This window comes from Vibrio sp. R11-SG3-ISO3-SZ (assembly GCF_059834345.1).
The window spans coordinates 1-15,427 of record NZ_JCBDGX010000077.1 but is presented as its reverse complement, the minus strand read 5'-3'; the positions used below and the strand labels follow the sequence as shown (position 1 = coordinate 15,427).

The 15,427-nt window shown below is 49.9% G+C and carries 15 protein-coding genes; 6 read left to right on the top strand and 9 right to left on the bottom strand.

Going from position 1 to position 15,427, the window contains the following annotated elements:
* Positions 1–43 precede the first annotated feature (43 nt).
* The 4 genes from treB to gmhB all read right to left on the bottom strand — a co-directional run bounded on the left by treB (position 44) and on the right by gmhB (position 3,649).
* Positions 44–1,468 carry a PTS trehalose transporter subunit IIBC gene (gene treB, locus AC6R1O_RS09705; RefSeq protein ID WP_500631712.1) on the bottom strand — a complete coding sequence of 475 codons (1,425 nt, stop codon included), beginning with the start codon at positions 1,466–1,468 and terminating at the stop codon, positions 44–46.
* Positions 1,469–1,677: 209 nt separating this feature from the next.
* Entirely contained in the window at positions 1,678–2,625 is a 948-nt protein-coding gene (treR, locus tag AC6R1O_RS09700) for a trehalose operon repressor TreR (RefSeq protein ID WP_500631713.1), read from the bottom strand.
* Positions 2,626–2,691: 66 nt separating this feature from the next.
* Positions 2,692–3,024 (bottom strand): MliC family protein, encoded by a 333-nt coding sequence (locus AC6R1O_RS09695; protein ID WP_334554523.1) that lies wholly within the window; start codon positions 3,022–3,024, stop codon positions 2,692–2,694.
* Between the two features lie 73 nt (positions 3,025–3,097).
* Positions 3,098–3,649: a D-glycero-beta-D-manno-heptose 1,7-bisphosphate 7-phosphatase gene (gene gmhB / locus AC6R1O_RS09690; protein WP_500626569.1), complete on the bottom strand. Its 552-nt coding sequence runs from the start codon at positions 3,647–3,649 to the stop codon at positions 3,098–3,100.
* A 300-nt stretch (positions 3,650–3,949) separates the two neighbouring features.
* Between gmhB and metN the strand changes: the two genes are divergently transcribed.
* The 3 genes from metN to AC6R1O_RS09675 are packed head-to-tail and all read left to right on the top strand — an operon-like array spanning position 3,950 to position 6,489.
* The gene (metN, locus tag AC6R1O_RS09685) at positions 3,950–4,984 is read left to right on the top strand and encodes a methionine ABC transporter ATP-binding protein MetN (RefSeq protein WP_334554519.1); all 1,035 of its coding nucleotides are present in this window, start codon (positions 3,950–3,952) and stop codon (positions 4,982–4,984) included.
* Positions 4,974–5,651, top strand: coding sequence for a methionine ABC transporter permease (locus AC6R1O_RS09680; protein ID WP_334554517.1), 678 nt, complete (start codon positions 4,974–4,976; stop codon positions 5,649–5,651). The genes metN and AC6R1O_RS09680 overlap by 11 nt, the downstream gene beginning before the upstream one ends.
* A 28-nt stretch (positions 5,652–5,679) precedes the next feature.
* Positions 5,680–6,489 (top strand): MetQ/NlpA family lipoprotein, encoded by an 810-nt coding sequence (locus tag AC6R1O_RS09675; RefSeq protein ID WP_487901256.1) that lies wholly within the window; start codon positions 5,680–5,682, stop codon positions 6,487–6,489.
* Between the two features lie 119 nt (positions 6,490–6,608).
* Here AC6R1O_RS09675 and AC6R1O_RS09670 read toward each other — a convergent pair whose 3' ends face one another.
* From AC6R1O_RS09670 to ykgO, 3 genes are all read right to left on the bottom strand, one after another.
* Positions 6,609–7,136 (bottom strand): cytochrome b, encoded by a 528-nt coding sequence (locus AC6R1O_RS09670; protein WP_500656931.1) that lies wholly within the window; start codon positions 7,134–7,136, stop codon positions 6,609–6,611.
* 163 nt (positions 7,137–7,299) lie between these two features.
* Complete coding sequence (locus tag AC6R1O_RS09665; RefSeq protein ID WP_500631715.1) at positions 7,300–8,886, bottom strand: AbgT family transporter; 1,587 nt, start codon at positions 8,884–8,886, stop codon at positions 7,300–7,302.
* Between the two features lie 227 nt (positions 8,887–9,113).
* Positions 9,114–9,239 carry a type B 50S ribosomal protein L36 gene (gene ykgO / locus AC6R1O_RS09660; protein ID WP_005380299.1) on the bottom strand — a complete coding sequence of 42 codons (126 nt, stop codon included), beginning with the start codon at positions 9,237–9,239 and terminating at the stop codon, positions 9,114–9,116.
* Positions 9,240–9,358: 119 nt separating this feature from the next.
* Here ykgO and tsaA point away from each other — a divergent pair, with 119 nt between their 5' ends.
* On the top strand, positions 9,359–10,054 hold the full coding sequence (gene tsaA, locus AC6R1O_RS09655; RefSeq protein ID WP_500631716.1) for a tRNA (N6-threonylcarbamoyladenosine(37)-N6)-methyltransferase TrmO: 696 nt from the start codon (positions 9,359–9,361) through the stop codon (positions 10,052–10,054).
* 109 nt (positions 10,055–10,163) lie between these two features.
* Complete coding sequence (locus tag AC6R1O_RS09650) at positions 10,164–11,879, top strand: proline--tRNA ligase (RefSeq protein ID WP_500631717.1); 1,716 nt, start codon at positions 10,164–10,166, stop codon at positions 11,877–11,879.
* 82 nt (positions 11,880–11,961) lie between these two features.
* Here the strand turns inward: AC6R1O_RS09650 and AC6R1O_RS09645 are convergent, their stop codons facing one another.
* The gene (locus tag AC6R1O_RS09645) at positions 11,962–12,807 is read right to left on the bottom strand and encodes a class II glutamine amidotransferase (RefSeq protein WP_500626565.1); all 846 of its coding nucleotides are present in this window, start codon (positions 12,805–12,807) and stop codon (positions 11,962–11,964) included.
* Positions 12,808–12,842: 35 nt separating this feature from the next.
* On the bottom strand, positions 12,843–13,418 hold the full coding sequence (gene lpcA / locus AC6R1O_RS09640) for a D-sedoheptulose 7-phosphate isomerase (protein WP_334554503.1): 576 nt from the start codon (positions 13,416–13,418) through the stop codon (positions 12,843–12,845).
* 321 nt (positions 13,419–13,739) lie between these two features.
* Between lpcA and AC6R1O_RS09635 the strand changes: the two genes are divergently transcribed.
* Positions 13,740–15,427: acyl-CoA dehydrogenase (locus tag AC6R1O_RS09635; protein WP_500656930.1), on the top strand; the 1,688-nt coding region annotated here is incomplete at its 3' end.

The following is a 15,427-nucleotide window of genomic DNA, read 5'->3' as shown; positions in this document are numbered from 1 at the left end:
GGGGCGCTGAGAATAAGGAGCGGCCAAGGCCGCTCCGTCAGCGTTATGCGTTCGCAGGCTCAAGTTCGCCTTTAGACTGCGCACGTTTATAGAAGAAGAGTGTCAGCATGGCAGGCAGAGCAATGGCCACCAACATCGCCATCGCGTAAACGCTCCAATACTGGGGCTGGATAGAGAGAATACCCGGCAAGCCGCCGACCCCAATACCGTTCGCCATGACGCCAGCACTGCCACAAATCGCCGCCGCGACCGCACTGCCAATCATCGCGCTTAGCATAGGGAACTTGTACTTTAAGTTGATGCCGTACATAGCAGGCTCAGTCACCCCTAGGTAGGCAGAAATGGCAGCAGGTACAGAGATGTCACGCTCTCCGTGTTTTTTGCTGATCAGGATGATGCCCACTACCGCTGATGCTTGAGCGATATTCGATAGTGCAATCAGCGGCCAAATCGGTGTGCCACCTAATTCTTGCATCAGTTGCAGGTCAACCGCATTGGTGGTGTGGTGGATACCGGTGATCACCAAAGGCGCGTACAAGAAGCCGAATATCATCGAGCCAATCACCGCAAAGTCGCCGGTCATGGCAGCCTTAGCAGCAAACGCGACACCGTTACCCAACACGCGGCCAAATGGACCAATCAGGGAGTGCGCCAACACGACAGAGAGAATAATGGAGACAAACGGCACCACAACAAGGTAGAGGTAAGAGGGTACAATGCGCTTTAAGTTGGTCTCAATCAACGCCAAGGCGACACCAGCCAACATCGCGGGGATCACCTGCGCTTGATACCCGACCTTTTCAATCACAAACAGGCCAAAATCCCACGCTTCGGGCACTTGCTTACCGATCAAATACGCGTTCATGAGCTGAGGTGAGACTAAGGTTACCCCTAGCGTGATGCCCAGAATCGGCGTACCACCCAGTTTTTTCACCGTTGACCAACACACACCCACCGGTAGGAAGAAGAAAATCGCTTCGCCAATCAACCACAGGAAGCTATGCACCGTGGCCCAAAACTGGCTAATTTGCGTCAATGTTTGGCCATCAAACATCCGGATGTCGCCAATCACATTGCGGAAACCTAAAATCAGACCGCCGGTGATGATCGCAGGCAGCAGCGGAACAAAGATTTCCGCAAGATGGGAAATGCCACGCTCAAGCAGGTTCATGTTCTGTCTTGCCGCGAGTTTGGCTTCCTCTTTCGACGCAGCAGATTGACCGGATAGCTCAATCAACACTTTGTAGACTTCATCGACTTCCGTGCCAATCACCACCTGAAACTGCCCGGCATTGGTGAAGCAACCTTTTACCATTGGCAACGCTTCAAGGGCTTTTTCATCGGCTTTACCGGTGTCGTTTAACACAAAGCGTAGCCGCGTCAAACAGTGACTTACACTGGCGATGTTGTCACGTCCACCAACTCGCTCAATCAGACGTTCGACGTCATGCTTGGCTATCTTACTCATTTCCATTTCCACCCTAATTGGATTCTATTGATATTAGTCTGCGATTGCAGACATTCAAACTGACTCTGTTTGATTGTTATTATATTAATGGGAACATTCCCATTAATTCGACATTATAATCCCAAAAAGCGCATGACATTAAAATGGGAACAGTCCCATAAATTGAAAATGATCACACTAAATAAGAAATTGCCAACGGATTCAGATAGTTAAATTTGGATGGGTTGTTGAGTAATGTGAACCTGATCAGAACTACCATTGATCTTATTGATCAATACGTTAGCCGCTTTTTCACCCGCTTGAGCGTAACCAGGGTCGATACTAAAGACATTCGGAAATAGGAAAGAGAGCAGCTCGCTGCCGCCTACGCCTGTCACGTTGACAGAGTCACGACCGAGCTCTTGCAAACGCTTGATGACGCCAAGTGCTAAGGTGTCACTGGCACACACAATCGCGTCGGTGCGCTCTGACAACACCTTATCCACCAACGCGTAAGCACTGTCATGACTGAGCTGACCGGTTTGATAGCAAGGAGCGATCTGGTTGTGCTTACACCAGCTCAAGTAGGCGTCCAAACGCAGTTTACCTGTGGTTTTATCACTGGGATCGACGCCGATAAACGCGATATTTCGGCACGCACGTTGATGGAGGTGATTGAGCGCGTGCGTGATGACGCCTTGGTTGTCGTAGTTGATCGAAGAGACAACGTCCGTCTCCATCGCGATCACCACACAGCGCGCCTGCCACTGCGCTAGACGCGCGACGTCCAAATCACTAAAACCAAAGACGATAACGCCATCCACATTGCGTCTTTTCAACACCTCTAAGTGTTCATTGGTCATCTGGCGATCAAACTGGCTCTCCATGATCACCACGTCGTAGCCTTGTTGATACAAAACGGCAAGCATACTGCTCACTGCCCTGTTTTCTGAAGGGGAGTCAAGACGAGAGATGATCACCCCAACGACTTTTTGTCGCCCACCACGCATCGATTGCGCCGATTTGGACGGCACATAACCCGACTCCTGAATCACTCGCTCCACTTTGGCGCGGGTTTCCGGTTTGACTTTCGGGTCATTGGTCAGCACGCGTGAGACGGTCGACTTTCCGACGCCAGACAGCTTGGCAATATCAACAATGGTGAGTTTTTTGCTCATGTTCCTACGTCATTAAAAGCCATGCCAAGGCGAAGGCCTTGGCTATTGAGGTGCGGTAACTTGGATTTAATCAGTGACACATTGGGTAAAGCGCTGATCTTGATAGTTCAAACGCGCTTCGTTGCCTTTGATGGCCAAATTGACAGCCGGCGTCACTTCTTGACCATCGTCCATTAGCGCGTAGCGGCTGCCCGAACCTGAGGGTAGCTGGGTTAGACGCAGCGATTTGCCCTCTACTTTAACCAGTGCTGCCTCTTCACCAGAAAGGTAAGCGGCTGAAAACTGCTTGCCCTCATCACACTGGTAGGTATGGAATTTTACTGGCGCGCTCGCCTGCTCGCTTTGCGCGCAGCCCAACATCAATCCCGCGACTGCCCACAAGGCTAAATGCTTGTTCATACTCGACTCCTTGAGTGTTTGTGCCCATGACTGCTTGTTGCCCATCAATGGTTTTATTGGTTAACGGTATTTGTTAGTTAACGGTATTTGTTAGATAGTGCGGCACATCGGCAAGACTATCAAGCACCACGCTTGCTAGCGCTTCACCTTGTTCGGTCACCGGTTTGCCTGAGCGGACCAAAATCTTCTGCCCTACCCCCGCGGCCTCTGCCGCCATCAAATCTTGCGCCTTATCACCGACCATGACCGATTTGGCCATATCGATATCGAGAAAGCGCTGCGCTGACTGGAACATCCCCGGCTTTGGCTTACGACATTCGCAATCCCGATCGTCGCCATAATCAGGGTGATGCGGACAGTAATAGAAGCCATCAAACTCGACACCGTGATCGACAAAGTTCCAATCCATCCATTGCGTCAGCGACAAGAAGCGATCTTCGCTAAACTTGCCACGGGCTATACCCGACTGATTGGTCACCAGCACCAATAGGTAGCCCATCTGCTTGAGTTGCTTCGTCGCCTCAAATACGCCATCGATAAACTCGAAATCATGCTCATCATGCACGTAACCGTGGTCAACGTTGATGACGCCATCTCTATCTAGAAAGACTGCTGGTTTTGCCAAAATATGTGTCTCTGTCTGCTGTGTTTGGCTCGAATTATACCTTAAAACGAGCGAATTGCAGCAAGGCGAGCGCTATCGCTTTAGCGCCGGTGAATAAGGCCATTTGCCCGCGTTATTTCTTTCTTATCTATCTCATGACGAAACAATCTCCGCGCAAGAGAGTGAAAAAAGGCGTTTGGACGTCTAGCCGTAAAAATATCTATTGACACTAAACCTGCAAACCCATAGCATCGTCTACCAAATGAGAGGTAGTTCAAAATAATCGACTTCTCACCAAGTTATTTGCAAGCGGGTTAACTGATGATTGAAATTAATCAAGTCAACAAGGTGTTTTATCAGGGCAGCAAGGAAATCCATGCGCTGAAAGACATTAACCTTACGGTTCCTCAAGGAACGATTTTCGGTGTTATTGGCTCTTCTGGAGCAGGGAAAAGTACACTGATTCGCTGCGTGAACATGTTGGAAGCGCCCACCTCAGGTTCAATCAAGGTTGATGGTGTTGATTTGACGACACTGTCTAAATCACAGCTGAGCCAAGCACGCCGCAATATCGGTATGATTTTCCAGCACTTTAATCTGCTTTCATCCCGCACTGTGTTTGATAATGTCGCACTGCCACTTGAACTGGCGGGCAAAGACAAAAACGCCATCACCACTAAGGTAACCGAACTGCTCAAACTGGTCGGCCTTGCTGATAAGCATGAAAGCTACCCGTCAAACCTCAGTGGTGGTCAGAAACAACGCGTTGCGATCGCTCGTGCGCTCGCATCAGATCCTAAAGTGCTGCTGTGTGATGAAGCGACCAGCGCGCTCGATCCCGCGACCACTCAATCGATTCTTGAGCTGTTAAAAGAGATCAACCGCAAGCTGAACATTACTATGCTTTTGATCACTCACGAGATGGACGTGGTCAAAAGCATTTGTCACCAAGTGGCGATCATCGGTGGTGGTGAATTGGTGGAGAAAGGCACGGTTGGTGATATTTTTGCTCATCCGAAAACCGAGCTTGCGCACCAATTTATTCGCTCTACGCTCGACTTGTCGATCCCAGAAGATTACGAGGCTCGCTTGCAAAGCAGCCGCGTTGAAGGCAGCTACCCTCTGGTACGCCTTGAATTCACTGGCGCAACCGTCGATGCTCCGCTGATGAGCCAAATTGCGCGTAAATTCAATATCGATGTCAGCATTCTGAGTTCAGACTTAGATTACGCCGGTGGCGTAAAATTCGGCATGATGGTCGCCGAGCTATTTGGTAATGAGCAAGACGACAACGCAGCAATCGAATTTCTGCGTGAACACAATGTAAAGGTAGAGGTGCTTGGCTATGTCCTTTAACACGATTTCACAGTGGCTCGAGCTTAACAGTAAGCTATTGATTGGCGCGACGTGGGAAACCCTCTACATGGTCGCCGTCGCGGGTATCGTGGGCTTTGCTGTCGGTATCCCTCTCGGCGTTATCTTACACACGACCAAAAAAGGTGGCCTACTAGAAAACACCAAACTCAATGGTGTGTTGGGCGCAATCGTCAATATTGGTCGCTCCGTGCCGTTTTTGGTGTTGATGGTTGCCATCATCCCTGTGACGAAACTGTTGGTGGGCACTTTTATCGGTACCACCGCCGCCATCGTGCCGCTCACGATTGGTGCGATTCCATTCGTCGCTCGCCTGATTGAAGGCGCACTACTGGAAGTACCAAGCGGTTTGGTCGAGGCTGCGCAATCTATGGGTGCGACGCCAATGCAAATCATCAGTAAAGTATTGCTTCCTGAAGCGATGCCGACCATCGTCAACTCCGTCACCATCACTTTGGTGACATTGGTGAGCTACTCAGCAATGGCGGGTACAGTGGGCGGCGGCGGTCTAGGTGATGTCGCGATACGTTACGGATTCCACCGCTACGATGTAGTCATCATGGCTGTGACAGTGGTGATGCTCATCGTACTGGTTCAAATTATTCAATCTATCGGCGATGCGATTGTACGCCGAGTGGATCACAGATAAACATTAAGAATTTCACAAGGAGAAGGTCATGAAATTTAATCTTAAAGGTCTTTTGGCGATTGCCGCTGCGGCATCTGCATTGGTTCTGTCTGGTTGTGGCGAAAAAGAAGCGGACAACAGCAAAATCAAAGTCGGCGTGATGGCGGGTGCAGAAGCACAAGTTGCTGAAGTAGCAGCAAAAGTGGCGAAAGAGCAGTTCGGTCTGGATGTAGAGTTGGTGACATTCACGGATTACGTTACTCCTAATGCAGCCTTGGATGACGGTTCAATCGACATCAACGCGTTCCAGCACAAACCATACCTAGATCAGCAAATTGCTGACCGTAGTTACAAGCTGGCTATCGCAGGTAACACTTTCGTTTACCCAATCGCGGGTTACTCTAAGCAAGTGACCTCTGTGGAAGAGATCGAAGAGGGTGCACGTATCGCCGTTCCTAACGATCCAACTAACCTAGGTCGCTCATTGATTCTACTAGAGCAGCAAGGTCTGATCACACTGCGTGAAGGCGTTGGTCTACTGGCAACGGTACGCGACATCGTTGAAAATCCAAAAAACATCTCAATTCTTGAGCTAGACGCTGCCCAGCTGCCACGCTCTCTTGATGATGTTGCGCTGTCTGTCATCAACACCACTTACGCAAGCTCTATCAACCTGACGCCAGAGAAAGACGGTGTGTTTGTTGAAGATAAAGAGTCACCATACGTGAACCTTATCGTTGCGCGTGAAAACAACGTCTCAGCAGAGAATGTACAAAACTTCGTAAAAGCTTACCAAACTGACGAAGTGTACAACGCTGCCTCAGACATCTTCCAAGGTGGTGTCGTTAAAGGTTGGTAATCTGACCTAAACGCTCAATAACACAGTAAATACCAAAAAGGGTCGACGTTCATGTCGACCCTTCTTCTATCTTGGTATTCTCTGATCGAAATGCATTCCCATCAGCCTGTCATTGTGGATTATTTACGCCCCAACATACGACTCAAAGTACCATCCTTATCGACCCATTGATGCTTAAGCGCCGCGGCAATGTGGAGCACCAAGGCCGCAATAATGATCTTAGGGGCAAACCCATGTACGCCCCCCCCGAGCGATTGCAGCCACTCTATTTTTTCCCCTGCAGCAAGGATCTCGACGCCAAACACCTCCAGTGCTCGCCCGCCGCCGACGCTCATGGCGATGCCTGAGATAGGCATCAGTAGTGTCGCCAGCATCAAAATGCCATGAATCGACTTGGCTAGAATCTCTTGAACTCGGGTCAACACCGCCGAGCTTTCAATCGTCCCTTCTTTGAGTCGCCACGCCACGCGCAACACAGCGATCAGCAAAATAATCACGCCAAGGGATTTGTGAATCCCCATTAACTCGCCTTTGGCTGGGCTTCGCTCCATTTGCTCAAGATACAAGCCAAGGCCTAACACGCCAATAAAACCAAGGCCCGTTAACCAGTGAAAAAAGAGGGTGGGTTTAGAATGTGGATTGCTCATAATGACGGTCTCTTATTAAAAGTATGCTGTCTATTATCTGGTCACCCTAGCCATCAATCCAGAGACTTCTAAGTAAAAAAACGTAAAGAGCAAAAAACGTAAAGAGCAGGCAAAAAAAAGCCGAAGCAAACGCTTCGGCTAAGGGAAAGTGTGAATCTATCGACTACGGCGTGTAGTAGGTCGCCGCGCCTGGACCAACAGGTAGACCAAGGATGAACACCCATACGTAGAAGAGTATACTCCAACCAACGATAAAGCAGATTGAGTACGGCAGCATCGTCGCGATGAGAGTACCGATACCGAGATTCTTCATGTAGCGAGTTGCCACAGCGAGGATCAGACCAAAGTAACTCATCATAGGTGTGATGATGTTGGTCGTTGAGTCACCAATACGGTAAGCCGCTTGAATCGTTTCTGGAGCGTAGCCAACCAGCATCAACATAGGCACGAAAATCGGTGCGGTGACCGCCCACTGCGCTGACGCTGAACCGATCATCAAGTTGATGAAGCCGCACATCAAGATAAAGGCGAAGAACAGCATTGGGCCAGTAAGACCAATATTTTGCAAGAAACCGGCACCGGCTACGGCAAACACTTGACCAAAGTTCGTCCATTTGAAAAATGCAACAAACTGCGCAGCAAAGAAGACTAAGACAATGTACATGCCCATTGAAGACATGGATTTAGACATCGCATCAATCACGTCACGGTCATTGTTCATCGTGCCCACTACGCGGCCGTAAACAAAGCCAGGAATCGCGAAGAAGACAAAGATAAACGCCACGATGCTCTTAAGGAACGGAGAACCCGCGACAGTACCTGTACTTGAGCGCAATACGCCATCTTCTGGAACGATAGTCCAAGCCAGCAGCGCCGATACCACTAGGATCGCAATACCTGCCAACTTCAAGCCTTTCTTTTCGATAGCCGTCAGGCTACCCATTTTGTCTTGAGACAGATCTTCCGCCGCTTCTTCGTCATTGTATTTACCCAGTTTTGGCTCAACGATTTTCTCAGTCACGAAGGCACCGGTAATAGCGATAAAGAAGGTGGAGACGAACATAAAGTACCAGTTCACCTCAGGACCGACGGTGTAAGTTGGGTCGATCATCTGAGCGGCGGTCTCGGTAATACCAGACAGCAGTGGATCCACCGTACCAATAAGCAAGTTCGCCGAGTAGCCACCGGATACACCGGCAAACGCCGCCGCCAAGCCCGCCAAGGGATGACGACCCAAAGAGTGGAATAGCATCGCTGCCAGTGGGATCAGAACCACATAGCCTAGCTCAGATGCGGTGTTAGAAATGATACCAGCAAAAACCACGGTCACAGTAACCATGCGCTTAGACGCGCCCATCACCATACCGCGCATCGCGGCAGAAAGTAGACCCGAGTGTTCAGCGATCGCAACACCTAACATGGCGACCAATACCGTCCCGAGCGGCGCAAAGCCAACGAAGTTCTTCACCAGGTTGGTCACGATCAGTTGAAGGCCTTCAGCGTTCAGTAAGCTGACCACATGAATCATTCCATCTGCGGCACGACCGCTTGCCCCTTCAGGACGAGGATCGATGACTGACACTTCGAAGTACCCGGCAACGCCAGATAGCACGAGAATCGCGAGACAGAAAATAGCAAATAGTGTGATTGGGTGGGGTAATAGGTTCCCCAAATACTCTACCGAGTCAAGAAAGCGGGTAAAAATAGGCTTTTTCGGCGAGCTTTGTTTCATTGAAGCAGATGAACTCATCTGTTCCCTCCTTGTCGTTTTTCCTACGCTTTTGTGACAGGGCTGTCACAAAAGCTTGGGCAGAGTACTCGACAAGAAGGTCAATTAGAAATCCTAAATGTTACAAAACGTATCAAACAGTAGAACAAACAACCAAAAAAATTAGCTTACAATGAAAAATATCACTAATTAAACGATAAATAACAACATAAAAAACCACAAATAAAATAAACACCATCAATCATTTGTTACTTTTGCACCGCCTTAAAGCGAGGATTGGTTTTGCAGATCACGTATAAGCGCCCTCTTCGCTTAACGATTTGGCAATCAGGATGACGGCTTTTTGCACTCTTTAATGATTTCACGACTTTCATCTCTTAATTCTCCATTAATTGTTATGTTATAACATGTCAATTAATAATCATTATCAATAAGAAAAGCAAGCAAAATTTGTGATACTTTGCCGTATCAATCCGTACTGAAGACCTTAGCCATGTATTCCATAGAACCGATTGGCATTATCGAAAGCCCTTACAAAGAGAAATTCGCCGTTCCTCGTCAACCTCGCTTGGTCCCTGCTGCGCGATCACGCGTCAAACTGCAAGGGGCGGCCAATAGCCCTGAAGCCGTGCGTGGATTAGAGCAGTTTTCTCACGTGTGGTTGCTGTTTTTGTTTGATCAGAATCTGCAAGCGGGATGGAAGCCCACTGTGCGTCCGCCTCGCTTGGGCGGCAATGAGCGCATTGGTGTGTTTGCCTCGCGCTCGACATTCAGACCTAACGGTATCGGCATGTCGGCGGTCGAAGTCAAAGGGGTGAGCAGGCAAGGCGATCAGATCTATCTGGATCTGGGCAACGTTGACTTGGTCGACGGCACCCCGATTATCGACATCAAGCCCTATATCCCCTACTCAGATTCAGTGGCTGAGGCCAAAGGAGGCTACGCGGAAGCAGAGCCTGAAACCTCTCAAGTCCACTTCTCCTCGACTGCGCTAGCCTCGCTCAACAAGCACCACGATGCGGAGTATGTCAAAACCGTTATCGAACAAGTACTGGCGCAAGACCCTCGTCCGGCCTACAAAAAGAATAAGCCCGACGACAAGGAATATGCGGTAAATTTGTTCGATCTGAACGTCAAGTTCACCGTTCACGATAACTTAATAACAGTTACTGCGATTGAAAGCTTTTGACAACACTCTTTGGCTGATATTATAAGCGGCTAACCATTTTCCCTTTGTGGGATCTTCATACTTCAGCCCGTTGGCTTGAGTATCTAACTTTACTAAACGGATAAATTGAATGCGTACCAGTAACTATCTTCTTTCTACTCTTAAGGAGACTCCAAACGACGCAGAGGTCGTGAGCCACCAGCTCATGCTCCGCGCAGGTATGATCCGTAAGCTGGCTTCAGGTCTATACACCTGGCTGCCTACTGGTCTGCGTGTGCTGCGTAAAGTCGAAAACATCGTTCGTCAAGAAATCGACAATGCAGGCGCCGTCGAAACCTTGATGCCCGTTGTTCAGCCGTTTGAACTATGGGAAGAGACAGGCCGCAGCGAGAAGATGGGTCCTGAACTCCTTCGCTTTACTGACCGCCATACGCGTCCGTTTGTTCTAAGCCCAACCGCGGAAGAAGTGATCACTAGCCTAGTGCGCAACGAAGTGAGCTCTTACAAACAACTACCGCTCAACCTGTACCAAATCCAAACCAAATTCCGCGATGAGCGTCGCCCACGTTTTGGCGTAATGCGTGCACGAGAATTCTGCATGATGGACGCATACAGCTTTGACATCGACAAAGAAGGTCTAGAGAAATCTTACCAAGCAATGCACGATGCGTACTGTAAAGCCTTCGATCGCATGGGTCTTGAGTACCGCCCAGTACTGGCTGACTCTGGCGCTATTGGTGGTAGTGGTTCTCAAGAGTTCCACGTACTTGCGGAAAGTGGTGAAGACCTCATCGCCTTCTCGACTGAGTCTGATTACGCAGCGAACATCGAAAAAGCCGAAGCGGCCGCACCTGCTGGTGAGCGCGCTGAGCCAACTCAAGAGATGACGCTGGTGGATACGCCAAACGCGAAAACCATCGCAGAGCTTGTAGAGCAACACGGTCTACCTATCGAGAAGACAGTGAAAACGCTTTTCGTAAAAGCCTCTGATGAAGTAGACGCAGACATCATCGCGCTAATCATCCGTGGCGACCACGAACTAAACGAAGTGAAAGCAGAAAACCTTCCTCAAGTTGCAGCTCCTCTAGAGATGGCAAGCGAAGAAGAGATTCGCGCCCTGATCGGCGCAGGTCCTGGCTCACTCGGCCCTGTGGGTCTTGAGTTGCCATTCATCGTTGACCGCACTGTTGCTGTAATGAGCGACTTCGGTGCGGGTGCGAACGTTGATGGCAAGCACTACTTCGGTATCAACTGGGGTCGTGACGTTGAGCTTGGCCAAGTTGAAGATCTGCGTAATGTTGTCGAAGGCGATCCAAGCCCATGTGGAAAAGGTACCCTAATGCTTAAGCGTGGTATCGAAGTGGGTCACATCTTCCAGCTTGGCAATGTTTACTCACAAGCGATGAACTGTGGCGTGCTGGGCCCTGACGGTAAGAACGTCATCCTGGAGATGGGTTGTTACGGTATCGGTGTGTCACGCGTTGTGGCTTCAGCGATTGAACAAAACCACGACAAATACGGCATCATCTGGCCAGACGCTCTAGCGCCTTTCCAAGTAGCGATCGTACCAATGAACATGCACAAGTCTGAAGAAGTGAAAGAAGCAGCTGAGAAGCTGTACGCTGAACTGACGGCTATGGGTATCGAAGTCCTATTCGATGACCGTAAAGAGCGCCCAGGCGTTATGTTCTCTGATATGGAACTGATCGGTATTCCTCACACTATCGTGATTGGTGACCGTTCAATGAAAGAAGGCAACTTCGAGTACAAGAACCGCCGCTCGGGAGAGAAGACGCCAGTCGCTATCGCTGACGTGATTGAGCACCTCAAGGCACAACTTAGCTAATACCGCTTAAGCGATACAAACAAAAAAGGTTGACGTGAAAGCGTCAACCTTTTCTATTTTGGATGTTTGCTCAATGGCGACGCTACTCCAAAGGCTCTGTCGGCGCTTGACTGGCGACCTTCTTCTCGGCATAAGCCACATCTACCAGCGCATCCGCATTGCCATCAATCAGCTCTCCAAAGTGAAAAATACCAAACTCACCCGGCTTCATCCGATGCCAGGTTTCATTGTCCGTCAGCGGTTGAGTAGCAATCACTGAGACAATATCGTTGGGCGTCGTCTCTTCTTGAAAGTTGATGGTCACATCTTCATCAATCAATGTCGCTTGCCCAAAAGGCGCGCGGCGCGTGATCCAATACAGATGATTGGTGCAATACGTCATCACATACTCTCCGTCAGAGAGCAACATATTGAAGACCCCTTTCTCTTTGAGCATGTCACAACACATGGCCACAAAGCGAAATACCCCCACCATGTCGTGCGGTGGTTGTGGGTAACGATCTTCCATCTGCTTGAGCAGCCAACAAAACGCCATCTCACTGTCGGTTTGCCCCACTGGCCGATGCCGACCTGTGTCCATCTGTTGGTAGTCCGTCAACTGGCCATTGTGGGCAAAAGTCCAGTAACGCCCCCAGAGCTCGCGGGTAAACGGATGGGTATTTTCCAGATTCACACCACCACGGTTGGCTTGGCGAATATGGCTGATGACCGCACGGCTCTTAATCGGATAGTTTTGCACTAACTCGGCAATTTTCGACTGACAGCTAGGGTTAGGGTCTTTGAAATTACGAAAACCTTTCCCCTCATAGAAGGTGATCCCCCAGCCATCACTGTGCGGGCCAGTTTTGCCCCCACGCTGCATTAAGCCAGTGAAACTGAAACAAATATCGGTCGGAACGTTGGCACTCATACCGAGCAATTCACACATGCTTCAAACCACTCCCTGTCAACGTGATGGCGTAATTACGCCATCTCCTTTTCAATCAATTGGATCACAATGTGGATGATTTTGATGTGGATCTCTTGAATGCGATCCGCGTAGCCGAAATGAGGAACACGAATCTCGATATCCGCTACCCCCGCCATTTTGCCGCCGTCTTTACCCGTCAGAGCGATGGTTTTCATGCCTTTCGCTTTTGCCGCTTCTATCGCCTTAAGAATGTTCCCTGAGTTGCCCGAGGTAGAGAGGCCAAACAGAACATCCCCAGCCGAACCGACCGCTTCAACATAACGAGAGAAAACAAAGTCATAACCAAAATCGTTGCTAACACAAGAGAGGTGGCTTGGATCTGAAATGGCAATCCCAGGGTAACCCGGACGATTTTCACGATAGCGTCCAGTGAGCTCTTCGGCGAAATGCATCGCATCGCAGTGTGAGCCGCCGTTACCGCACGAGAGCACTTTGCCCCCTTGCTTGAATGAATCGGCAATGAGTTTCGCTGCGGCTTCAATTTGAGCAATGTTGTGCTCATCACTTAAAAAGGCATTCAAGACGTTCGCCGCTTCAGTTAATTCACTTTTGATCAGATCGTGGTACATAGGGAATTCTCTAATTGTTATCTTCGATGGGGTGATTTAGCCACAAAGCTAAATACCATTGTTTACGAGTTTACTCGAACCATCCAGAGTGTCGATAGCTGCGCGTCAACTAATGCCAATTCCTCCCCCTACTTCGCCCACAAATTCAGCACGGACCGACAATTTTAGAATTTTCACTCTACTTAGATCACTTTTTAAGCACGATTGGGTTTTACATTTCATTAATGAGTTGTTTACACTCTAACTGGTTAGACCTCTTATAAGATAAACGACGTATAACCCTTAACCCTACATTTTGGGGCGTCGAAGAAGGAAATACACATGGACATCTTGCTCTCAATATTAGGCTTTACGGTGGTACTGGCGACCTGCTTATACCACCGCAGCTCCTTAATCCTTTCACTGTTTGCGTTAACACTGACGATGGTCGTGCTCTCCATCTGGGGCAGCGCAGGATCGTTGAGTTGGATACTGTACATCGCCGCCACTGCGGTTTTGGCCGTTCCATCGATTCGTCAGTCTCTGATCAGTAAAAAAGCCCTTTCTCTCTTTAAGAAAGTGCTGCCCGCCATGTCTCAAACCGAAAAAGAGGCGTTGGATGCCGGTACGGTTTGGTGGGAAGCAGAGCTTTTTAAAGGCAAACCAGACTGGAACAAGCTGCACGACATTAAAGCGCCGACGTTAAGTGCCGAGGAGCAAGCTTTCCTCGATGGCCCCGTCAATGAAGTGTGTGCGATGGTGAACGACTATCAGGTCACCCACGAGTTGGCCGATCTACCACCGCAAGTTTGGCAGTACCTAAAAGACAACAAGTTCTTCGCAATGATCATCAAGAAGCAGTACGGTGGGCTTGAGTTCTCTGCCTACGCTCAGTCGCTGGTATTGCAAAAGCTCACTGGCGTCTCTGGCGTGCTCTCTTCTACCGTTGGCGTGCCTAACTCATTGGGCCCGGGCGAACTGCTGCAACACTACGGCACCGACGAACAGAAAAACTACTATTTGCCACGCTTAGCCGAAGGTAAAGAGATCCCTTGTTTTGCACTGACCAGCCCAGAAGCAGGCTCAGACGCGGGATCCATTCCAGACTTCGGTATTGTCTGTAAAGGCGAATGGGAGGGCAAAGAAGTCCTCGGCATGCGCCTAACTTGGAACAAGCGCTACATCACGCTCGCCCCAGTCGCCACCGTTCTCGGCCTCGCCTTTAAATTGCGCGATCCAGACGGCTTACTCGGCGAGACGGAAGAACTCGGCATCACCTGCGCGCTGATTCCCACACACCTAAAAGGGGTGGAAATAGGCAATCGCCACTTCCCGCTCAACGTGCCTTTCCAAAACGGCCCGACACGAGCCAATGATCTGTTTGTACCTTTAGATTTCATCATTGGTGGCCCATCAATGGCCGGTCAAGGTTGGCGCATGCTGGTCGAATGTTTGTCTGTGGGTCGCGGGATCACCTTACCGTCGAACTCAACCGGTGGCATTAAGACGGCGGCTTTGGCAACTGGTGCGTACGCGCGTATTCGCCGTCAATTTAAACAACCGATTGGCCAGATGGAAGGCGTCGAAGAGCCATTAGCACGTCTAGGTGGTAACGCGTATGTGATGGACGCGGCGAGCAACCTGACTGTCGCGGGGATTGATTTGGGTGAAAAGCCCTCGGTCATCTCAGCGATCGTGAAGTATCACTGCACCCACCGCGGTCAGCAAAGCATCATCGATGCGATGGACATTGTCGGTGGTAAGGGCATTTGTCTTGGACCGAAGAACTTCCTCGCGCGCGGCTACCAAGGCTCCCCGATTGCCATCACGGTAGAAGGGGCCAACATCCTCACCCGCTCCATGATCATCTTTGGCCAAGGGGCGATTCGTTGCCATCCGTTTGTGCTGGAAGAGATGAATGCGGCTTACTCTGACGCCTCCGATGCGCTTGATAAGTTTGATAGCGCGCTTGCCGGTCACGTCAGCTTTACCCTGAGCAACCTTGTGCGCAGTGTCTGGCTGGGTGTTAC